This window comes from Gemmatimonadota bacterium (assembly GCA_009692115.1).
Classification (GTDB): domain Bacteria; phylum Gemmatimonadota; class Gemmatimonadetes; order Gemmatimonadales; family GWC2-71-9; genus SHZU01.
Genome location: SHZU01000006.1, coordinates 66,544 through 86,987, shown reverse-complemented (window position 1 = coordinate 86,987; position 20,444 = coordinate 66,544). Strand labels below are relative to the sequence as shown.

General features: G+C 64.2%; 16 protein-coding genes and 1 pseudogene. 5 read left to right on the top strand and 12 right to left on the bottom strand.

Annotated features, from left to right (window positions below; translation table 11 throughout):
• The first annotated feature begins 122 nt into the window (after positions 1-122).
• On the top strand, positions 123-1,400 hold the full coding sequence (locus EXR94_08640; GenBank protein MSR02789.1) for an aminotransferase class V-fold PLP-dependent enzyme: 1,278 nt from the start codon (positions 123-125) through the stop codon (positions 1,398-1,400).
• Here the strand turns inward: EXR94_08640 and EXR94_08635 are convergent.
• On the bottom strand, positions 1,397-2,410 hold the full coding sequence (locus tag EXR94_08635) for an MBL fold metallo-hydrolase (GenBank protein ID MSR02788.1): 1,014 nt from the start codon (positions 2,408-2,410) through the stop codon (positions 1,397-1,399). The genes EXR94_08640 and EXR94_08635 overlap by 4 nt on opposite strands.
• A gap of 7 nt (positions 2,411-2,417) precedes the next feature.
• A complete protein-coding gene (locus EXR94_08630) occupies positions 2,418-3,542 on the bottom strand; it encodes an acyl-CoA desaturase (GenBank protein ID MSR02787.1) in 1,125 nt (374 codons plus the stop codon).
• Between the two features lie 156 nt (positions 3,543-3,698).
• On the opposite strand from EXR94_08630, the gene EXR94_08625 reads away from it, so the two are divergent.
• Positions 3,699-5,945, top strand: a complete 2,247-nt coding sequence (locus tag EXR94_08625; protein MSR02786.1) for a M28 family peptidase — start codon at positions 3,699-3,701, stop codon at positions 5,943-5,945.
• 6 nt (positions 5,946-5,951) lie between these two features.
• Here EXR94_08625 and EXR94_08620 read toward each other — a convergent pair whose 3' ends face one another.
• The 3 genes from EXR94_08620 to EXR94_08610 form a co-directional block, all read right to left on the bottom strand.
• Positions 5,952-7,175, bottom strand: a complete 1,224-nt coding sequence (locus EXR94_08620; GenBank protein ID MSR02785.1) for an aminoacetone oxidase family FAD-binding enzyme — start codon at positions 7,173-7,175, stop codon at positions 5,952-5,954.
• Positions 7,176-7,298: 123 nt separating this feature from the next.
• Entirely contained in the window at positions 7,299-7,718 is a 420-nt protein-coding gene (locus EXR94_08615) for a hypothetical protein (GenBank protein ID MSR02784.1), read from the bottom strand.
• A gap of 168 nt (positions 7,719-7,886) precedes the next feature.
• Positions 7,887-8,147, bottom strand: coding sequence for a hypothetical protein (locus tag EXR94_08610; GenBank protein ID MSR02783.1), 261 nt, complete (start codon positions 8,145-8,147; stop codon positions 7,887-7,889).
• 79 nt (positions 8,148-8,226) lie between these two features.
• Between EXR94_08610 and EXR94_08605 the strand changes: the two genes are divergently transcribed.
• Both EXR94_08605 and EXR94_08600 read left to right on the top strand, forming a co-directional pair.
• Entirely contained in the window at positions 8,227-9,108 is an 882-nt protein-coding gene (locus EXR94_08605; GenBank protein ID MSR02782.1) for an ABC transporter ATP-binding protein, read from the top strand.
• A 3-nt stretch (positions 9,109-9,111) separates the two neighbouring features.
• The gene (locus tag EXR94_08600; GenBank protein ID MSR02781.1) at positions 9,112-12,690 is read left to right on the top strand and encodes a hypothetical protein; all 3,579 of its coding nucleotides are present in this window, start codon (positions 9,112-9,114) and stop codon (positions 12,688-12,690) included.
• A gap of 13 nt (positions 12,691-12,703) precedes the next feature.
• Here EXR94_08600 and EXR94_08595 read toward each other — a convergent pair.
• From EXR94_08595 to EXR94_08575, 5 genes and pseudogenes are all read right to left on the bottom strand, one after another.
• A pseudogene (locus EXR94_08595) lies at positions 12,704-13,472 on the bottom strand (M24 family metallopeptidase).
• A gap of 368 nt (positions 13,473-13,840) precedes the next feature.
• Positions 13,841-15,088 carry an aromatic ring-hydroxylating dioxygenase subunit alpha gene (locus EXR94_08590; protein ID MSR02780.1) on the bottom strand — a complete coding sequence of 416 codons (1,248 nt, stop codon included), beginning with the start codon at positions 15,086-15,088 and terminating at the stop codon, positions 13,841-13,843.
• Entirely contained in the window at positions 14,962-16,608 is a 1,647-nt protein-coding gene (locus EXR94_08585) for an NAD(P)/FAD-dependent oxidoreductase (GenBank protein ID MSR02779.1), read from the bottom strand. Before EXR94_08585 ends, EXR94_08590 begins: the two co-directional genes overlap by 127 nt.
• A complete protein-coding gene (locus EXR94_08580) occupies positions 16,524-18,101 on the bottom strand; it encodes an NAD(P)/FAD-dependent oxidoreductase (GenBank protein ID MSR02778.1) in 1,578 nt (525 codons plus the stop codon). Before EXR94_08580 ends, EXR94_08585 begins: the two co-directional genes overlap by 85 nt.
• The gene (locus EXR94_08575; GenBank protein MSR02777.1) at positions 18,098-19,285 is read right to left on the bottom strand and encodes an aminomethyl transferase family protein; all 1,188 of its coding nucleotides are present in this window, start codon (positions 19,283-19,285) and stop codon (positions 18,098-18,100) included. The genes EXR94_08580 and EXR94_08575 overlap by 4 nt, the downstream gene beginning before the upstream one ends.
• 141 nt (positions 19,286-19,426) lie before the next feature.
• Between EXR94_08575 and EXR94_08570 the strand changes: the two genes are divergently transcribed.
• Positions 19,427-19,960, top strand: coding sequence for an NlpC/P60 family protein (locus tag EXR94_08570; protein ID MSR02776.1), 534 nt, complete (start codon positions 19,427-19,429; stop codon positions 19,958-19,960).
• Between the two features lie 37 nt (positions 19,961-19,997).
• Here EXR94_08570 and EXR94_08565 read toward each other — a convergent pair whose 3' ends face one another.
• Together EXR94_08565 and EXR94_08560 are read right to left on the bottom strand one after the other, a co-directional pair.
• Positions 19,998-20,195: a hypothetical protein gene (locus EXR94_08565; GenBank protein MSR02775.1), complete on the bottom strand. Its 198-nt coding sequence runs from the start codon at positions 20,193-20,195 to the stop codon at positions 19,998-20,000.
• The gene (locus EXR94_08560; protein ID MSR02774.1) at positions 20,176-20,424 is read right to left on the bottom strand and encodes a hypothetical protein; all 249 of its coding nucleotides are present in this window, start codon (positions 20,422-20,424) and stop codon (positions 20,176-20,178) included. The genes EXR94_08565 and EXR94_08560 overlap by 20 nt, the downstream gene beginning before the upstream one ends.
• Positions 20,425-20,444: the final 20 nt, after the last annotated feature.

The window sequence follows — 20,444 nt, the reverse complement described above, 5'->3', positions numbered from 1 at the left end:
CGACGCTTCGGACCTTCCATTCGGAGGCTCGCATGGGAGTGAGGCAGGGGCAAGTCGCGTGCCCGCTTGCGGGAATCCCCTGGAATGCGGAGATTGCAGCATCTCCCACCCAGAGTCCGACCATGGCCAGTCGCCGGGATTTCGTGTCCACAGTCGTCGGGGTGTCCGCCGCCATGCCGGCCTTCCGCTCGGACGCCTTCCGCAAGGTGCTCCGGGCTAACGACCGGGGCGACGGCGGCCCCGAGGACGAGAGTTACTGGGGCGAAATTCAGCGGGCGTTCGACACCGACCGCACCATGGTCAACTTGAACAACGGCGGGGTCTGCCCGACCCCGACCCACGTGCTCGATGCCATGATTCGCGATCTCCGGTTCAGCAACGAACTCCCGGTCAACCACATGTGGTCCGTCCTCGAACCGCGGATCGAAAGTGTCCGCCGCGATCTGGCCCGAGATTTCGGTTGCGACCCGGAGGAGATCGCCATTACCCGGAACGCCTCCGAGGCCAACGAGATCATGATTTTTGGATTGGATCTCAAGCGGGGCGACGAAGTGATCGTCACTAATCAGAATTACGGCCGGATGCTCACCAGTTGGGACCAACGGGTCCGCCGAGATGGAATCGTCGTCAAGCAGATTGCCTTCAAGGTGCCGCCGCCGTCACCACAGTACCTGGTCGATCAGTTTCGGGCCGCCATCACTCCGCGCACCCGGGTCATCGAAGTCACCCACATCACCAACCTGACCGGCCAGATCATGCCGGTCCGGGAAATCGTCGAGATGGCCCGTCCGCTCGGGATCGAGGTCTTCGTCGACGGCGCCCACGCCTACGCCCATTTTCCATTCCGCTGCGATGACCTCAAATGCGACTACTACGGGACGAGCCTCCACAAGTGGCTGCTGGCACCGATCGGCACCGGCTTCCTCTATGTCAAAAAGGACAAGCAGAAGGGGCTTTGGCCGCTGATGGCGGCGCCGAAGGAGATGGACGAGAATATTCGGAAATACGAGGAGATCGGCACCCACCCGGCGGCGAATCACAATGCCATCGCCGCGGCGCTGGCCTTTCACCGGTCGATCGGCGCCGACCGGAAGATTGCGCGGCTGCGGTATCTCCGGGATCGGTGGGCCAAGCGGCTCCTGGCCGAGAGCAGCCGGGTCATGATCCCGACTCAGCTCGATACCCCCTATGCCGGAGCCATCGCGCTGGTCGGGATCAACGGTGTCGACCCGGTCAAGCTGCACACCTGGCTGCTCGACAAGCACAAGATCCAGACGGTCGCCATTGTCCACCCGGAATTTGGCGGCCTCCGCATCACCCCGAACGTGTTCACCACCATCGATGACGTCGACTTGTTCGCCGAGATGATGATTCAGGCTGTCCGAAGCGGCGTCGCCTAACGAGCGGCGTAGCGAAGCGGCGGGTTCACCTCGCGCTCCACTTGGTCAATGTTCGCCACGTGGAGCGAGCCCCGCTGGTAGAGATACTCCACGTGCGCCCCCACCTCCGTCAGCGCCAGCAGGACGTTCCAGCCGTCAAGCATCGGATACATCCGTGTGGTCAGATCCTGGATCGTCTGCCCGGCCGGCTCCTTCAAGATCCCGAAGATCCGGTCCAGCTTTCGCTCATGATCGACCCGGATCGCCTCGATCCGCGGATAGAAATCGGTCATCGGCGTCTCATGCCCACCTAACGCCAACCGCACCCCCGGCACCTTGCCGATCTTGACGAGCGCTTCGAGATAGTGGCCCAGGCCGGTCCACGCCGTAATGCTCTCGGGGTTCTGATGCGGCGTGGTCCTCGGCAGCACGTGATCTGCTGACAGCAGAACGTCCCCGATCATAATGCACACTTGGCCCGGGCAATGCCCCGGAGTGTGGATGATCTCGAGTCCGTCGAAGACCTGCCCGTCGAACAACGTGAAATCGACGCCGACACTCTTCACATGGCGTTTGCCGTAGCTGTAGAGTTCGAGCAGGCCGACCCGGCGTTCGGCCGGAACCCCGGCCTGCTCCAAGTAGAACGCCATGCCCTTGGTGGCGACCACGACCCGTTCCTCATACGACTCGAGGACCCATTTGTCGAGGTCGTGGATCCCCACTTCGGCGGTGATCGGACCGGCCATCTGTGCCAGGCCGCCGAAGTGATCCATGTGGCCGTGGGTGATGATGACCCGGCCGATATCGCGGGCGGAAACGGCTTCACCGAACTCGGTCCGGATGCTGTCGAGGCCGGCCATCAACTGGGGAGTGGAATCGCCGTAGCCGCTCCCGGTATCGACGAGGGTGATCGGACCGGCGCCAATGAGGAGATAGGTGTGAACGACGAGGGTCGGAAAGGCCTGGCAGGAGACTCGATAAATCCGAACCCCGGTGCTCGATTCGAACCGCTCGACCGGGGGGACCGCCACGTCCGGGTTAGGCGGCGATTGGGGCGGTTCGGCCGTGCCCGGCCCGCCACGCCTCCGCGCCGTGACGTTTCAACATCCGATAGTGAGACCGGACCGCCGCCATCAGCGTCGGCTGCTCATGATACGGCACCCCGTTTCGCCGGGCCACCGACTCGACGATCCGGCTGAGCGCCGGATAGTGCGCGCTACACACCTTCGGGAACAGATGGTGCTCGACCTGATAGTTGAGACCACCGACATACCACGTCAGGGCGGCATTGCCCCGGGCGAAGTTTGAGGTCGTCTCCATTTCATGTAGAAGCCACTGGTGTTCCATCCGGCCATGGTGGTCCGGGGCCGGATACTCGATGCCCTCGACCACATGGGCCAACTGAAACACCACCCCGAGGATGAATCCGGCCACCAAATGCAGGGCCGCGAAGGCGATCAGAAACTGCCACCAGGTCACATTTGTGAGCACCACGAGCGGTGCCACGATGGCCCAGGTGTAGTAGATCGCCTTGGTCAGAAACAGGTTGATCCACTGGCCCGTCGGGTGCTTCTTGTCTTTGTACGGCCCGAGATCCTTCTGGAAGAAATATTTGAAATCCTTTACAAACACCCAGAAAATGGTCGAGAAGCCGTAGGCAAGAAACGCGTAGTAGTGCTGAAACCGGTGAATCGGCAGCAAGGGCGATGTCGGCGACAACCGGAGCAACGGCGAGACCGTGAGGTCCTCGTCAATTCCCTCGATGTTGGTATAGGTGTGGTGAATGACATTATGGGTAATCTTCCACATGTACCCGTTGGCCCCGAGCAAGTCGAACAACCAGCCGATGGCGGCGTTGACCTTGGGCCGGTCGGAGTAGGCACCGTGGAGCGCATCGTGGGTCACGGCAAAGCCGATCCCCGCAAACCCGATTCCCATCAGGATCATCAGACCAAGCATCGGCCAGAAGGTCGGATCGAGCACCAACATGGCCGCGTAGCTGCCGAAGGTGAGCGTGAGTAAGGCAACGGTCTTGATCACCATCCCCGGGGTGGCCTTCGGCGACAGGTTCCGGGATGCGAAATACGCATCCGCTTCCTTCTTGACGTCGCGCACGAAGGACTCGGCGTCTTTGGCGGGAAAGGTGATGCTGATCGTCGTCAAACTGGGCAGCCCTAAGATGGTAGATACCGGAAAGTTGCACCCCGGCTCGCCCCTAGGCAAGGGTAAAGCCTGCTGAGTCGAAACCAGCCAGTGGCGGGCGACTGTACGCCCCGCCAAATTGCCTGAGTCCGACCCCTGCCCCCTAAGGAACTACTCATGAAGGCCCTGCTGCCCCGCATTGCCATCTTTGTCCTTCCCGGTATCCTGATCGCGCAACCGGCCCAGGACCCCGTCCCGCTGCGGGGCTTCTCCGCCGATGGCAGCCGGGTCCAGCGACAGTGGGAGGCCAAGTTCAAGGCTATCCCGGCCCCCGACAGCCTCCGGTCGTATCTCAAAGTGCTGGCGGCCCGGCCCCAGCACCTCGGTTCGCCCTATGGCAAGACCAACGCCGAGTGGCTGGTCAAACTCTTTACGAGCTGGGGCCTCGACGCGAAGATCGAAACCTTCGAGGTCCTCTTCCCGACTCCGAAGGAGCGAATCGTCGAGATGGTGGCGCCGACCCGGTTCGTGGCCAAGCTGAAGGAACCGATCGTGCCGGGCGACGCCTCGTCCGCCCAGCTCGCCGAGCAACTACCGACCTACAACGCCTATTCGATCGATGGCGATGTCACCGGCCCGCTCGTCTTCGTGAACTACGGCGTGCCCGCCGATTACGAAGAACTCGAACGCCGGGGCATTTCCGTCAAAGGCGCCATCGTGATTGCCAAGTACGGCGGCTCGTGGCGCGGCATCAAGCCCAAAGTGGCCGCCGAACACGGCGCGATCGGGACCTTGATCTACTCCGATCCAGCCGATGATGGCTATGGGCAGGGTGACGTCTATCCCAAGGGACCGTACCGGCCCTCCGACGGCGTGCAGCGGGGCAGCGTGGCCGACATGCCGCTCTACCCCGGCGATCCGTCGACCCCCGGCCGCGGCTCGGTGCCGGGTGTCACCCCGCTCCCGTTGAATCAGATCGAGACCATCACGAAAATCCCGGTGCTGCCGATCTCCTACGGCGATGCCCAACCGCTCTTGGCGGCCCTCGGCGGCGACGTCGTCCCGCCGTCGTGGCGAGGGGCGCTCCCCATCACCTACAAGACTGGCGCGCCTGGACCGGCCCGGGTCCGGATCAAGCTGGCCTTCAACTGGAATCGGGTCCCCCTCTATAACGTGATTGTCCGAATCCCCGGCGCCGAGCGGCCCGATGAGTGGATCATTCGGGGCAACCACCGGGACGGCTGGGTCAACGGCGCCTCCGATCCGTTGTCGGGGCTGATCGCGGAGATGGAGGAGCTGCGCGGGCTGGCCACGCTGCTCAAACAGGGCTGGCGACCGCGCCGCACCATCATCTACGCGGCATGGGACGGCGAGGAACAAGGGCTGCTCGGCAGCACCGAATGGGTCGAAACCCACCGGGCCGAACTCGCCGACAAAGCCATCGCCTACCTCAACACCGATTCGAACGGCCGGGGCTTCCTCGGGATGGCCGGCTCGCACTCGCTGGAACGGTTCATCAACGACGTCGCCCGGGACATCACCGACCCCGAAACCGGACTGTCGGCCTGGAAACGAGCCCAGTTGGCGGGGTTGGCCTCCGGGAGCGGGCCTGACCGGGCCGAGCTCCGGTCTCGTGCCGAGCTCCGGATCGAGGCGTTAGGCTCAGGGTCCGATTTCTCGCCGTTCCTGCAGCATGCCGGTATCGCCTCGCTGAACCTCGGCTTCGGGGGTGAAGGCGGCGACGGAGTCTATCACTCGATCTACGACAATGTCGAACACTTCATGCGCTTCAGTGATACCAGCTTCGTGTATGGCCGGGCGTTGGCGCAAACGGTGGGGACGGCCATGATGCGGCTGGCGAGCGCCGAACTGCTTCCGTTCCAGTTCGGCAACATGACGGACACCTACCAGGCCTACATCGACGAGATCAAGGCCTTGCTGGCCGCCCGGCGCGAGGCAGCCATTGAGCGGAACCGGCAGTTGGACGAAGGAGTCTTCGCGGCCATCCAGGACCCTCGGCTGGTTCGGAAAGCGCCCGGCCGAGCGGACGTCGCGCCCCACCTCAACTGGGCACCGCTCGACAACGCGATGGGAACCCTCCGGCTTGCCGCGGATCGGTTCGACCAGGCCGCCGCGGGATTCAAACTGACGGGCACCGCTCGCACCACGGCCAACCGAGTCCTGATCCAAGTCGAGCAGGCGTTCACCAGCCCTGAAGGCCTACCCCGGCGATCCTGGTACCGTCATCAGATCTATGCCCCCGGTTTCTACACCGGCTACGGCGTCAAGACGATGCCCGGCGTTCGGGAGGCCATTGAGCAGGGAGTCTGGAAAGAGGCCGAGGAACAGGCGGCCCGGATTGCGGGGCGCCTGGAAGCCGCGGCCCGGGTGATCGACCAGGCTCGGATCGGGCTCAGTCAGTAAAGAGGGTCAGGACGCCGCGGCGCCGAGCGCTGCGGCTCGTCCGGTGGCCCAGGCCCAGGCAAAGTTGTAGCCGCCAATCGGGCCGAACGCGTCGAGCATTTCTCCGCAGAAAAAGAGCCCGGGGAACCGTCGGCTTTCGAGGGTCTCCGGGTTCACTTCCGACAACGCGAGGCCGCCGCCCGTCACTTCGGCCTTCCGGTAACCCTCATCCCCGGTCCACGGCAGCTCGTAGTCGGTCAGCAGCCCAACCAACACCCGGCGCTCGTCTTTACCCAACTGGGCCAGGGTCCGATCGGCGGAGATACCCGCTTCCTCGAGCAACCGATCCGCCAGCCGAGTGGGCAGCTCGCGACGGACGACGGTGGCCACCGACTGACGACCCTGGCTCCGAAGCATGCCCTCCCACGTTTCCCGGTCATGCCGGGTCCATTGAGCCCGGATTTCTGCCCGGGGCCCGCCGGCGAGTCGCGACCGGACCGCCAAATGGGAAAGATCGAGCGCCGTCGGCCCGCTGTACCCCCGGTGGGTAAACAGGAAGCCGCCCGTCGTCGCGAGATCCCGCCCCTGGTCGTCCCGGCCTCGGAGGGTCACCTCGAGGGAAACGCCCGCGAGACCCGCGTGGACCGCCGGGTCTGCCACCAGCGGCGTGAGCGCCGGGTAGGTCTGATGGATGGTGTGGCCCAGCTGGCGGGCGACGGACAACCCAAAACCGTCGCTGCCGGTGGCTGGCACGCTCAGGCCCCCGGTAGCCAGAATGATCCGGTCGGCTCGCTCCAAGGAGCCATCACCGAGTCCCACCTGCCAGCCTCCGGCGGCGGGCGTTACGGCAGTTACCGTGGCTCCGAACCGAACCCTGGTTCCCGCTTGGCGGGTCGCGAACAGCAGGGCATCCCGAACCTCCCGGGCCTTATTGGAGACCGGAAAGAGCTTGCCGGTGGCCGGCTCCAGCGCTAGCGGTACCCCTAACGACTGTTCAAAGAAATCCCGCTGCGCCGCCACCGGCCAGGATCGGAGAATCTTGGCCATGGTATGGCGCGAGGAGTCGGTGACGAAACGACGCTCGTCGAGTTCCGACGGGAGGATGTTACAGCGACCGCCCCCGCTGATCAGGACCTTCCGGGCGCCGTCGGCGGTCCGTTCCAACAGGGTGACCGGCTGGCCGGTCCGGGCGGCCTGGATGGCCGCCATGAAGCCGGCGGCACCGGCCCCAATGACGACGATCACCGCCAAATCACTGGACGGGCACGGGCCGGAACCGGGGGGCCAATCATGGACCGAATATGAGGGGTCTGGTGAAATAGCACGAGGGCGCCGAGGCGCCCCCGTTTGGTTCGAATGACCGGCTGGCCTGGGCTAGCGGCGGCCGCCCTTGTCCCGGTCCTTCGGCCGGTTCTTTTCCCGCTCAACCGCTTCGGCCTCAGCTTTCCGGATCATTTGGGCCGGGGTCATCGGGTTCGCGCCGGGCCGGGGAGCGCCCATCTTGAGCACCACCTGATTGGCCTCGTCCAGGGTGACCTCGACCGGCCGGCCACCTTTAACCTCGTAGGCACCCAAGACCTCTTCGCCGACCGTGGCCCCCGGCTTGACCCGCTCAACGAGGGCCTCCCGGTTCGCAAAGCCTTCCAGGGACACGAACTTCACTCCGCTTGCCCCCTGGAGCCTGAGGATGGCCGCAAACCGGGCCCCATTGAGGTTCCGGACCGACCGGAGCTCGGTGCCCTTGGCGGCCGCTTTGGCCCAGCGGACCGCCTCCTGCTCCTGGGTGGAAAGCACGGGTCCGGCAACGGCGACCCTGGCGGGACCCGCACGGCGGGCCTCGCGCTCTTCACGGCTCTTTCTAAGTCGTTGCAGGTATTCTGGCTCGTCTGCCACATCAACCTCGTCATCGAAGGGGTGTTGCACCCTAGAATAAGGTGATATAGGAGGAGACGGTAGAGGGGGCTAGAGACGATCTTCGTCCTGACCGAGCCGAAGACCCGCCGAAAAAGCCCGCTGGGCCGTGAGGAGCGTGACCTGGCGGTGGGCATTCATCTCCTCGATGTCGAGCGGCACCTGCCCCGGAAACAGCACCGCAAACCGCTCGGCCCGATCCTCGGCGGACTCGTCGGTAATGTCCGCGAGTATCTGAGCGGCCCGCCGGATCTGATCCGAGCTTCGCCGGAGGACGTCGACAGGCCACACGGCGGAAGCAGAGGGCGACATGAGGGGGATCCTTCCAATCCTCCAGTATCGGCACGACATTACCGGGGCTTGAATCCACCTTCCTCGTGCGGAGCGACTGGTGCAGCTGATCATCGACAACCTCTCGAAGACCTACCCGAACGGCGTTCGGGCCCTTGGCGGTGTGAGCCTCACCATCGGCACCGGGATGTTCGGCCTGCTGGGCCCCAACGGCGCCGGCAAGTCGACCCTGATGCGGACCATCGCCACCCTGCAACCGCCCGACAGCGGGTCGATCCGGTTCGGAACCCTGGACGGGTTGGCCCAACCGGACGAACTCCGGAAAGTGCTCGGCTACCTGCCCCAGGAGTTCGGTCTCTATCCCAACCTTTCGGCCGAGTTGACGCTCGATCACTTCGCGACCATGAAGGGGGTCACCGACGGCCGCCAGCGGAAAGACCTGGTTACCCACCTGCTGCAGCAGACCAATCTCTCCGACGCCCGGAAGAAGCATGTCGGGACCTTCTCCGGCGGCATGAAACAGCGGCTCGGCATCGCGATCGCGTTGGCCGGGAGCCCGAAGCTCCTCATTGTCGACGAACCGACCGCCGGCCTCGACCCGACCGAGCGCCACCGGTTCTTGAACCTCCTCGCCGAAATCGGCCAAGACATCGTCGTCATCCTCTCGACTCACATCGTCGAAGACGTCCGGGAACTCTGCCACGCGATGGCCATCATCAACAAAGGCCAAGTGGTCCTGGCGGGCGACCCTCGCGAAATCGTGGCGGGCCTTCGGGGCAAACTCTGGCGCCGGGAAATCGCCAAGAGCGAGCTGGCCGGCGTTCAGGCCAGCCACCACGTCATCTCCACCCAGATGCTGGCGGGCGTACCCGTGGTTCACGTCTACAGCGACACCGCCCCCGCCGGGTTCGAACCGATGGAACCCGACCTCGAAGACGCGTACTTCCATCACCTGGGCCTGGCCGCCCGCCAGGCGGCCTGAGCCATGTTTGGAACCATGTTTCAGTTCGAGGTCCGATATCACCTGACCCGGCCGGTCACCTATCTGTATGTCGCGATCTACTTCCTTCTGGCCTTCTCCTTGTCGGCCTCCGACGTCATCACGATCAGCGGCGGGTCCGGACAGGTGATGCGGAACGCCCCCTGGGTCATTGCCCAGGCCATGCTGATCCTGGTGGCTATCGGACAAGTGATCACCACGGGCCTGGTCGGCAGCACGGTGCTCCGCGACTACCAGTATCGCACCCATGAGTTGCTGTTCACGACCCCGATTACCCGTTTCGCCTACCTCGGCGGCCGATTTTTCGGATCGTTCTTGATCATGGTGTTCGTGCACGTCGGGATCCCGCTCGGGCTCCTGATCGGTTCGCTGATGCCCTGGGTCGACAAGACCAAGATGTTGCCCGTGAACTTGATGGCGTACCTGGCGCCGTTCGCCGTGTTGATCATCCCGTCGGTCCTGGTTCTCTCTGCCATCTTCTTTGCCGTCGGCGCCCTGACCCGAAGTCTGTTCGCGATCTACACCCAAGGCATGGTACTACTGGTGGCCTGGTCGATCGCCGGCCGGCTCACGACCGACCTCGACAACAAAGCCCTGGCGGCCCTGCTCGACCCGCTCGGGCTTCAGGCTTTCAGCCTGCTCACCCAATACTGGACGGTGGTCGAGAAAAACACCCAGCTCATTCCTCTCGGCGGCCTGCTCTTGGGCAACCGACTCGCCTGGTCGGTCGTGGCACTCGGCCTGGTGGCGCTGACCTACTCCCTATTCCGGTTCCGGAGCGCGCCCCCCACGCTCGGCCGGAAGCGAAAGGCCGAGGTTGCCGCCCCACCCGCGCCGGCCGTCGGGGCCGTGACCCCGACCCAGCGGTTCGGTTTCGGCGCCTGGTGGACCCAAGTGGTGTCGAGCGTGCGGCTCTCGTTCTGGACCATCGTCCGGCAGGTGCCCTTCGTCGCGATCGTGGCAATCGGGATCATCAACCTCGGCATGACCGCGGTGTTCGTCGACACCCTCTACGGCTCGAAAGTCTGGCCGGTCACCTACACGATGGCCGAGGTGTTGGAGGGCCAGTTCTTCCTGTTTTTCATCATCTTGATCACGATCTACACCGGTGAGGCGGCCTGGCGCGAGCGGCAACTCCAGAGCGACCAGATCGTCGATGCCCTGCCCACCCGAACCAGCGTGTCGCTGCTCGGGAAACTCGGCGGTCTTGTCATGGTCGAAGCCTTGTTGCTCGTGATGCTGATGGTCACCGGGATGGTGATCCAGGCCAGCAAGGGCTACTACAACTTCGAGGTCGGCCTCTACCTCAAGTACTTCTTCGGGACGACCTTCCCGTCGTTGGTCCAGCTCACCATCCTCGCCACGGCGGTGCATGCCTTGGTCAACCACAAGTATGTCGGCCATGTGGTGATGATCCTGGTGTATGTCCTCCGAGTGGCCTCGGGCCCAATCGGTCTCGAGCATCAGCTATTCCAGTACGCAGCGGCGGCACCGCTCACGTATTCGGACATGAACGGCTTCGGGCCCTTCGTTCCGAATCTGGTCCTCAACGCATTCTACTGGACTGGGGTCGCCGGGTTGCTCGGCGTCGTGGCGTATCTCTTCTGGGTCCGGGGCACGGAATCGGGGTGGTCGGTTCGGAGCCGACTGGCCAAGAGTCGGTGGGCGGGCCCGGTTCGCGGCGTGGCGGGAGCCAGCCTGACCGTAGCGTTCGCCGCCGGCGGGACGATCTTCTACAACACCAACGTGCTCAACGACTATCGAAGCTCGAAGGCCAATCGCAAGCTCCAGGCCCAGTACGAACGAACCTACAAGCCGCTCGCCACGCTACCGCAGCCTCGCATGATCGATGCGGTGGTTCGAACTGACCTGGAGCCCGAGCGGCGGGCCTTCACGATCGGCGCCACGTTCACCTACGTCAACAACCACTCCCGGCCGATCGATTCGTTGCTCATCACCACGAGCCGCCGAGAACTCCGAATCGACACCTTGGCCTGGAATCGGTCCGGCGAGGTGGTGGTGAACGACAGCCTCCTCGGCACCAACATTTATCGGCTGGCCGCGCCGTTGGCCCCGAACGATACGGTCGTGCTTCGGTACCGCGCGCGGCTCGAAGAGCGGGGATTTCCGGAGAACGGGCCCAACACCGCAATCGTGGCAAACGGATCGTTCGTCAACTACGAGTATTTCCCGGTGCTGGGGTATCAAGAAGGGGGCGAAATCGCCTCGGATGACAACCGGCGGAAGGAAAAGCTCGCCCCGAAAGCCCGAATGCCCTCGCTCGACGACGAGGCGGCGCGGGCGTTGACCTACTTCGGATCGAACGCCGATTGGATCTCGTTCAAGGCCACCGTCAGCACGGCGCCCGACCAGATTGCCATCGCGCCGGGCTACCTGGTCCGCGAGTACCACGAGAACGGCCGCCGGGTGTTCGAGTACCAGGCCAACGAACCGATGCTGGCGTTCTTCGCCTTCCTGTCCGCCCGCTACGAAGTGATGCGGGACGAGTGGAACGGCATCAAGCTCGAGATCTACTACCACAAGGGCCACGAGTACAACCTCGACCGGATGATGGCCTCGATGAAGGCCTCCCTCGAATACTTCTCGGCCAACTTCAGCCCCTACCAGTTCAAGCAGGTCCGGATCCTCGAGTTTCCACGGTACGCCGGATTCGCGCAAGCGTTTCCGAACACGGTTCCCTACTCGGAAAGCATCGGGTTCATTCTCCGAACCGGATCGGGCGACGGGGACCTCGACATGCCGTACTACGTGACGGCTCACGAGGTGGGTCACCAGTGGTGGGCCCACCAAGTGATCGGCGCCAACGTGCAGGGCTCGACTCTGTTTTCCGAAGGCCTGGCCAACTACTCCGCCCTGACCGCGATGGAAAAAGAGTTTGGGCGGACCAACCTCCAGAAATTCCTGGCCCACGAGCTGGATCAATATCTCGGCGGACGGGGCACGGAGAGCAAGAAGGAACTGCCGCTGATGCTGGTGGAAAACCAGGGGTACATCCACTACAACAAAGGGTCACTCGCCCTCTACGCCCTTCGCGACCTGATCGGCGAGCCGGCCATGAACCGCGCGCTCTCGGCCTTCCTCAAAGACAAGGCGTTCCAAAAGCCGCCGTTCACCACAAGCCGGGAGTTCCTCGGCTATCTCGACGCTGAAACCCCGGACTCGGTGAAGTACGCCATCGAGGACTTCTTCCGCACCATCACGCTCTGGGACGACAAGGCCGAGGACGCCGTCGTTACGACGCGGCCGGACGGCAAGTTCGACGTGGCGATCAAAATTCGGTCGCTCAAGTTCCGCGCCGACAGCCTCGGCCGCCAAACCGAGATCCCAATGGCTGATCTGGTGGACATCGGGGTGTTCGGTGAGAAGGAGGCGGGCAACAAACTCGGCAAGCCGCTCTACCTTGCGAAACACTGGATTCGGAGCCGGGACACCACGATTACCGTGGTGGTCGACGCCCAGCCCAAGAAGGCCGGGGTCGATCCGTACAACAAACTGATCGACCGCGACCCCAAGGACAACGTGCGAGACCTCCGGCAGCCTTGACGCTGCCGCGCGTTCACCGAACCAGGTGGAACTTGTCCTGGTGCTGGAACGCCCAGCGCCGGGCTCCATCGGCGCCCAGGATGAAGTCTTCTTCTTGGGCAATCCGGACCGGTTGGCCGCCCCATTCCGGCACCGGGGTCGTCACCTGAAGTTCCGCGGAAAACCACATCCCTGGAATGATCGTGTGGTCGCCCCGGCCCGGCACGCCTTCTTGGTAGTCCCACAGCCCGATCAGTGGTCCGGCGCCGTGATTGTGCATCCCAATCGGGGGGGTACATGGTGCCGTCCAAAGCCTCCGCTTTCATCTGCCCTAGCACCGTGGCTAAGACCGCATTCCCAGTCCGGCCGGGCTTCGTTTCCTGAAGCAGGATGTCTTGGAGCCGGTTGGCGTTGGCAAGCGCTTTCTTGAGCCCGGCCGGCACATCGGTTTCGCCGGTCCGGGACACGTAGCCGTTGTGCTGAGTGTCGGTGTTGAGACGGAGGGCCGTAATCCCGACATCACACCAGAGCACGTCGCCCCGCTCGATGATCGGGTCGTCGCCTAACTCACTGGCGGTTTTCCCCCGTCGTTGAACCCCGACCGACGGCTGGAACCAGGTCCCGAGCCCCAGATCATTGACCCGCTGCCGCCACCACCACACCAGGTCGCTGGTCCGGATCGTACCGGGCGTCACCACCTGGCTCGAAAACATCTCGGTCGTCAAATCCCAAACCGTCTGGGTGAGCTTGGCGTAGAACGCCTCCTCGTCCGGAACCCGGCGGGCGATGAAGTCCACGGCCAAGCCTTCCGCCGGCTTGAACCGCCCGGTCCACTTCGGCCCGAGCGACGGCCCAGTTGGAGCCCGTGGTGGCCACCGCCATCTGTGCCGCCGCCGATCTGGCCGACGCCGACGACACCCTGAAGCGGCTGAAAGAGGGAGCCGCCCTGGTCCGCGAGGTGCCCGATGGTTATTGGGAGCAGTGGACTGAGATCGAACGGACGGTGCTCCTGGACCTAGTGGGAACCCTCGGGAGGAACCGAGGCGCCGCCATCGAAGACGTCGACTCCGCCAGAATCCGACTCGAAGAACTGGTGGGCGACCCCAAGACCGACCTGACCCGCTCGACCACCGCGGCGCGAGAGCTCGAGCCGCGTTGGCCCGCTAGGCGGTCAGCGGCCCATCATCGCGAGGTAGGCGCGGTCCCAAGCGGCCGGAATACTCTCCCGGGCCGAGAATGGGCCCGGCTGATACCGGCGGGATTTGATGCCGATCAGACTTTGCTCGGTAATGTGCCAGTCCTGCCGGTTCGTGATATCCCACATCGCGACCGCATCCTCCGGATTGAACGCCGGATCACCGAAGGCGTCGGGGTGGAACAGCCACTCGCTCTCCACGGTGCACCGCTCCGCTGAGACCGGCCACATCATGTAGTAGTTGACGTAGTCGGAATGGATGCTCAGCATCAGGTTCGGCATCAGCGTGTAGTAGTACGCTCGCCGGCGATCGGCCACCGAGAGGTCCGCAATCGGCCTGGCGCACGGTCTGCCGGACATCGTGACGCTGTCGTTCCCCTCGGTCAGCTCCATGTAGCCGCCGAGATAGCGGCCTTCCACGAGGTCGTTCGCCCCGCTGGTGTAGGGGAGCTTGCAGTTGAGCTCGGGATGAATCGTCGGGCAATGAAGGCACTCACTGTAGTTCTGGAACACCAGCTTCCAGTTCGAATTGATGTCGTACGACACTCGCCGCCCGATCGTGAGGTTAGCCAAGCCGAACCGGGCCAACCGGCCGATCATCGGGGCAAACACTTCCTCGAACGGGGCCGCGTTCGGGTCGAGATTCACGAAGACAAAGCCCTCCCATTCCGCCACCCGGGCTTGATGGAGGCCATAGTCGGCCTTGGCAAAGCCAACCGTGTCCTGCATGTGGGGCGCCCCGATCAACCGGCCGTCGGTCGAGTAGGTCCAGGCATGGTAGGGACACTGGATCGTCTCGGAAAAGTGCCCCGACTCTTTCTCACAGATCTGGGTCCCGCGATGCCGGCAGACGTTGAAATGGGCCCGCGCTTGGCCGTGCCGGTCGCGGAGAATGATCAGCGGCTCGCCGGCCAGAGTCCGGAGGAAGAAATCGCCCGGCTTGGCGATCCGCTCGGTTCGGCCGACGCAGTGCCATTCCTTGTGGCCGATCCGATCGACTTCTTCGGCAAAGACCGCCGGCGACACATACTGCTCGGCCGGCATCGTCAAGGTTCCCTGCTGAAAACTCTCCACCGTGCGTTGAAAGGTCGTCATCGCTATTTCCTCGCTTTGAGCACCGCCTGGGCCGCCAGCCATCCGGAGGCGCCGGTCACGCCGCCGCCCGGGTGAGTGCCGGATCCGCACAGGAACAACCCCGGCACCGGAGTGGCGTATCGGGACCATCCGGCAATCGGCCGCATGAAAAGAATCTGGTCCAACGTCATCTCACCTTGATTGATGCCGCCCTCACGGAGTCCGAACTCCGCCTCGATGTCGGGCGGGGCGAGGACGGTCCGGTGGAGCACCCGCGCCGCAAACCCCGGCAAGGCCTGATCGACCGTGGCCACCGCGAGATCGCCTAACGCCGCCCGCTCGGCCGGTCCCCAGCCTCCGGTTCGTAGTTGGTAGGGCGTGTACTGGACATGCAGGACCGCCACATGCTTGCCGCCCGGGGCCAGGTCCGGCCGGCCCATCGAGGGAAACCGGACCTCCACGTACGGAGCCTCCGACCGTTGTCCGTACTTCGTCGCGTCGAAGGCTCGCTCGAGATACCGGATCGACGGCGAAATCGAAATCGCGCCGACCGAAGCAGCCCCCCCGGGAAGCGGCGGCAGACCGTCCAACGCCACCATCACTTTGCTGACCACCCCTCGGAACCTGATGTTCCGAACCGCCCGAATGATGTCCGGATCCAGGTGAACCGGATCCACCAGCCCAAGCAGCGACTGGTACGGATCGAGGCTCGACACCACGTCCCGACATTCAATCGGGTCGCCGGAGTCGAGCAGCACGCCGGACACCCGATCATTGGAGACCACGACCTGCCTGACCCCCACGCCGGTCTTGATCTCGACCCCGACGGCCCGCGCCAGGTCGGCCAGTTGCTTCACCAGCCCGGCGCCTCCCTCGGCCGGGAGCGGCCGGCCCCGAATGGCCCCGGGCGCGAGACCGACGTGATGGTGCAACAGGTTGAACGCAGTGCCCCCGCCCATCGGTCCCCGGCAAATGTCGGTGATCGCATCGGCCGCCACCGCGCCTTTGAGCACGTCCGACTCGAACCAATCATCGAGCAGCTCGGCCACCGACATCGGAATCGTCCGGAGCACTTCGATCATCTCGGCGTTGCCGAGGCCTTTCAGCTTCCGGCCGAGCTTCAGTAACTCCAGAAACTCACCCAGGCTGTCGGCGTCGATCCGGGGCGGCGGCGCGACGTAGAGCGCCCCGAGAAACCCGCTGATCTTGTGAACCCGGGCGGCGAACGCCGGCCATTTGTCGGCATCCTTGGGAGAGTACTTCCGAATCCCCGCGGCGGTGCCCGCCAGATCCGCCCGGAGCTCGAGCCAGCCGCCGTTTCCGTCGGCCGACGCCACCGAGACCGCGGGGCCGGCCGGGGCAGCGAGCGTGATGCCCAGGCCCCGAGCCACCTCCGGCGGAATCCAGCCGAGATCGCCGGCCAGCGGGGCGGCCTTGAACCCGGGGGCAAACTCGATCTCCCGGAAGGCGCCTCCGATCAGCGAGCTTCGCTCGACCACCACGACCCGCGACCCCCCGCGGGCCAACGCCACCGCCGCGACCAATCCGCTGGCGCCGGCCCCGATCACGACCGTATCGACCTGTTTCATTGGTCCGCCAAGATCTTCTGCGCCGCCAACCGGCCGGACGCCCCCATGATCCCGCCACCGGGATGGGTACCGGCACCACATTGGTAGTACCCGCGGATCGGGGTGCGGTACTTGGCCCACGAGGCCGCCGGCCGGAGGAAAAACAGTTGCTGCAGCGCGAGTTCTCCCTGGAAAATGTTGCCTTCCGAAAGGCCGGTCATCCGCTCGATGTCGAGCGGAGTCAAAACCTGGCGATGAAGAATCGACGACTTGAAGTTCGGGGCAAACCGATTGATGGTGTTGACCACGGCATCACCGAAGGCCTCCCGCTTGTCGTCGGTCCAGCCGCCGTTCAGGTTGTAAGGGGCGTACTGGACGAACACACTCATCACGTGCTTTCCGGGAGGCGCCATGCTCGGGTCGATCATCGAGGGAATCACGACGTCCATATAGGGATTCTTCGAAAACTCTCCGTACTTGGCATCGTCGTACGCTCGCTCCAAGTAGTCCATGTCGGGACTGATCGAGAACGCCCCCCGGTGCTGCGGCCCGATACCCGGCATGCAGATAAAGTTCGGCAGCTCCGAGAGCGCCAGATTCACCTTGCCCGACGATCCCCGGAACTTGAACCGGCGCACCGTCTCGAGCAGATCGTCCGGCAGCTCTTTTGACTCGACCAAATCAAGAAAGGTCCGCCTCGGGTCGAGGCCCGACACCACGATCGGGGCTTTGATTTCCTCGCCGGTGTCGAGCACGACACCGACGGCATTACCGCCCCGGACCAGCACCTGCTGGACCGCGGCGTTGGTCCGGATCGTCGCCCCGAGGGCCTCGGCCGCCCGACCGATCGAATTACTGATGCCGCCGGTTCCGCCCTTGGCAAAGCCCCACGCCCTGAATGCGCCGTCGATTTCGCCCATGTAGTGGTGCAAGAGGACATAGGCCGAGCCCGGGGAGCGGGGCCCGAGAAAAGTGCCGATGATGCCGCTGGCCGATTTGGTGGCTTTCAGCGTTTCGAACTCGTACCACTCGTCGAGATAATCGGCCGAACTCATGGTCATCAGCTTGTAGAGCGCATGAAATCGCTCCGGCCCAAGCGAGCGCATGTGGCCACCCAATTTGAGCATCCCGGCCAAGTCGCTCGGCGCCATCGAGGTCGGATCGGGTGGAATCATGCTCAAGATCGGCTTGACGGCCATCGCCATGTGATGCATCAGCCGGCCGAACTCCACCATCGCCTCGGCGTCCTTCGGCGAATGCCGGTAGACCTCCCGTCTGGTCTGGTCGGGATCGCCCCAGCCGGCCAGGTAATCGCCGTTGTGCATCGGAGTAACGGTGCTCTCCAACGGCAGGATGTGCAGCCCGTACTTCGGGAGTTCGAGATCTCGAATGATCTCCGGCCGGAGCAGGCTCACGACGTAGGAAAAGACCGAAAAGGTAAAGCCCGGGAACACCTGCTCGCTCACCGCGGCTCCGCCGATCAGATGGCGGCGCTCCAGCACCACGGTTCGCTTGCCGGCCCGGGCCAGATACGCGGCCGCCACCAAACCGTTGTGGCCGCCGCCGATGATGATGGCATCATAGGGCGCGGTCATGTCTTCTTCCTTTCCGGGTCAAAGAACGGAAGCTTTCTGACCCAGGCGGCGGCCCGACGGCGGTGATGTTCAACCGTCACTTCCATTTCGACCCGGGTATCCGGTGCAAAATGGGGTGACTTGATGTGGGCCAACGCGAGATACTTCTTCAGCAACGGCGACCAGCACCCGCTCGAGGCGTACCCAATCTGCTGGTCATCCCGATAGACCGGAGTGCTCGTGCGCCAAGCCACGCTCGGCAACGCCGGCGGCAGGCCGTGGAACGCATACAGCCCTTCGAGCGATTCCCAGTCGACTTCAATCCCGACGAAACGCCAGGCCGGCCCGCGCCGGCGCTCGGCAATTAAGGCCTGCCGCCCATTGAAAGGGCCCTTGTCGAGGTTGACGGTCCAATCCAACGACAGTTCGTATGGCGACGACTTCTGATCCTCGATGAGGGCCCGGTGCGACGAGTGGTAGTCTACATCGGCCATTACCAAGCCCGCCTCGATCCGGACGAGATCCAGGGCGTAGATCCCGGCGGGCACGATGCCGTAGTCGAACCCGACCTCCATGAGACGGTCCCACACTTTGACCGCGTCGGATGCCGGGATCCAGAGCTCGTAGCCCAAGTCGCCGGTGTAGCCGGTTCGGGAAATATCGACCGGGACCCCCGCAATCCGAGTCGACATCACCCGGAAATATTTGAGGCCGTCCAGCGAGTGTTCGGCCACTTGATTGAGAATCGTTCGCGACAACGGCCCCTGCAGCGCCAACGCGCCGAGCGCATCGGACACCTCTTCGACGGCGACGTTCAGCCCGAAGGCGTTCTGATCGATCCACCGGAGACTCGGCTCGGCCGCGGTCAGGCGATAGGTGGTGTCGGCGAGACGACTGATCGTGCCGTCATCGATCACCTTGCCATGGCCGTCGCACCAGGGGGTGTAGAGCACCTGCCCCACTTTGCACTTCGCCACGTCGCGAGTCACCATCCGGTCGAGCAGGCGGCCGGCGTCGGGGCCGGTAATCAGATATTTGTGGAGCGGGGAGACGTCGAAGAGCGCCGCGGCGCTCCGAACGGCCGCATACTCCCGGTCGTGGAGCAGATCATACGAACTCGCCACCGTGTGCCCGGCCCAGCGCCGCCACGCCTGTCCGAGCATCAGCGGCGCCGTCCGTTGGTGGAACGGAGTGGTCTTGAGCATCCGGGTTCTCGAAATTGATTGGGATTCGTCCCGACGTAGCGACGTCGCTGATTATACCACCGACCCTGACCGACCGAAAGTCCGCTCTTCGGATTTTCTACGGTGGACTTGGGACGGTCGGGGCGCTAAATATTCTGGGTGATGATCCGGTCCCCACGCCTCGCCTTGCTGGCTTTCTGTCTCGTCGGTTCGACGCGATCGATGGCCGTGGCTCAATCCCAGCCCAAACCGTTCGAGGCCCTCAGCCGAACGATTCTGGAAGGGCGCGATTCGTTGGTGACCTTGACCCGCCAGCAAATCGGCCTTCGCTACCGGTTCGGCGCGAAGGAACCCGGCCAGGCCTTCGACTGCAGCGCCTTGGTCCAGTGGATCGCCGGTCTGTTCGGCCGGGACCTCCCCCGCACCGCCGCCCAGCAAGCCAACACCGGAATTGACGTCCCCAAGGACACCGCCCAACTCCTCCCCGGCGACCTCTTGATGTTCGGGAAAGGCCGGAAGGTCACCCACGTCGGGATCTACGTCGGTGAAGGCAAGTACGTGCACGCCGCCAACCGGCGGAAGGGCGTCATCGAGAGCGACATCTCCAGGGCCAAATCAACCTACTGGAAGAGCGTCCGCCGGATCTTCGTCGCCCCCGACAGCGCCCCCCCCGACACCCTCACCCCCGAAACCTAAGCCGAGTGCCGAGTGCCGAGTGGCGAAAACTCACCAACTACCTCCACTCCCCCATCCCCACCACCCACACCGACAAACACCGATTCGTCACCGCGTGACACCAGATCAGGTCGCCTAAGCTCTCGGTCCGCGCCTCGACCGGAATCGAGCTTTCGACCCGCCCGGTGAGGCCGTTCTGAAGCAAGAACGAATCGCGGTAGCCGGGCATCAGCAGGTCAGGCAGGATCCAGAGCACGAAGACCAAAACCCCGAGCCCAATCGCGCCGAGTGGCTGGGTCAACCGAAACGTGCAGGACCGGTCGGGCCACCAGCACGATCACCGCAATCAACACCGCCACTCGGATGATGGCTTCGACCCGGGGCGGCACCGGCAACGCGGGGCCGATGACCAGCATGGCCATAAACGCCGCGAACGGCACCACGTAGAAAATCCACGGGTGCCGCTCGATCAGGCTTTTCAGCATTCGGTGGTTCCCAGGCCCTC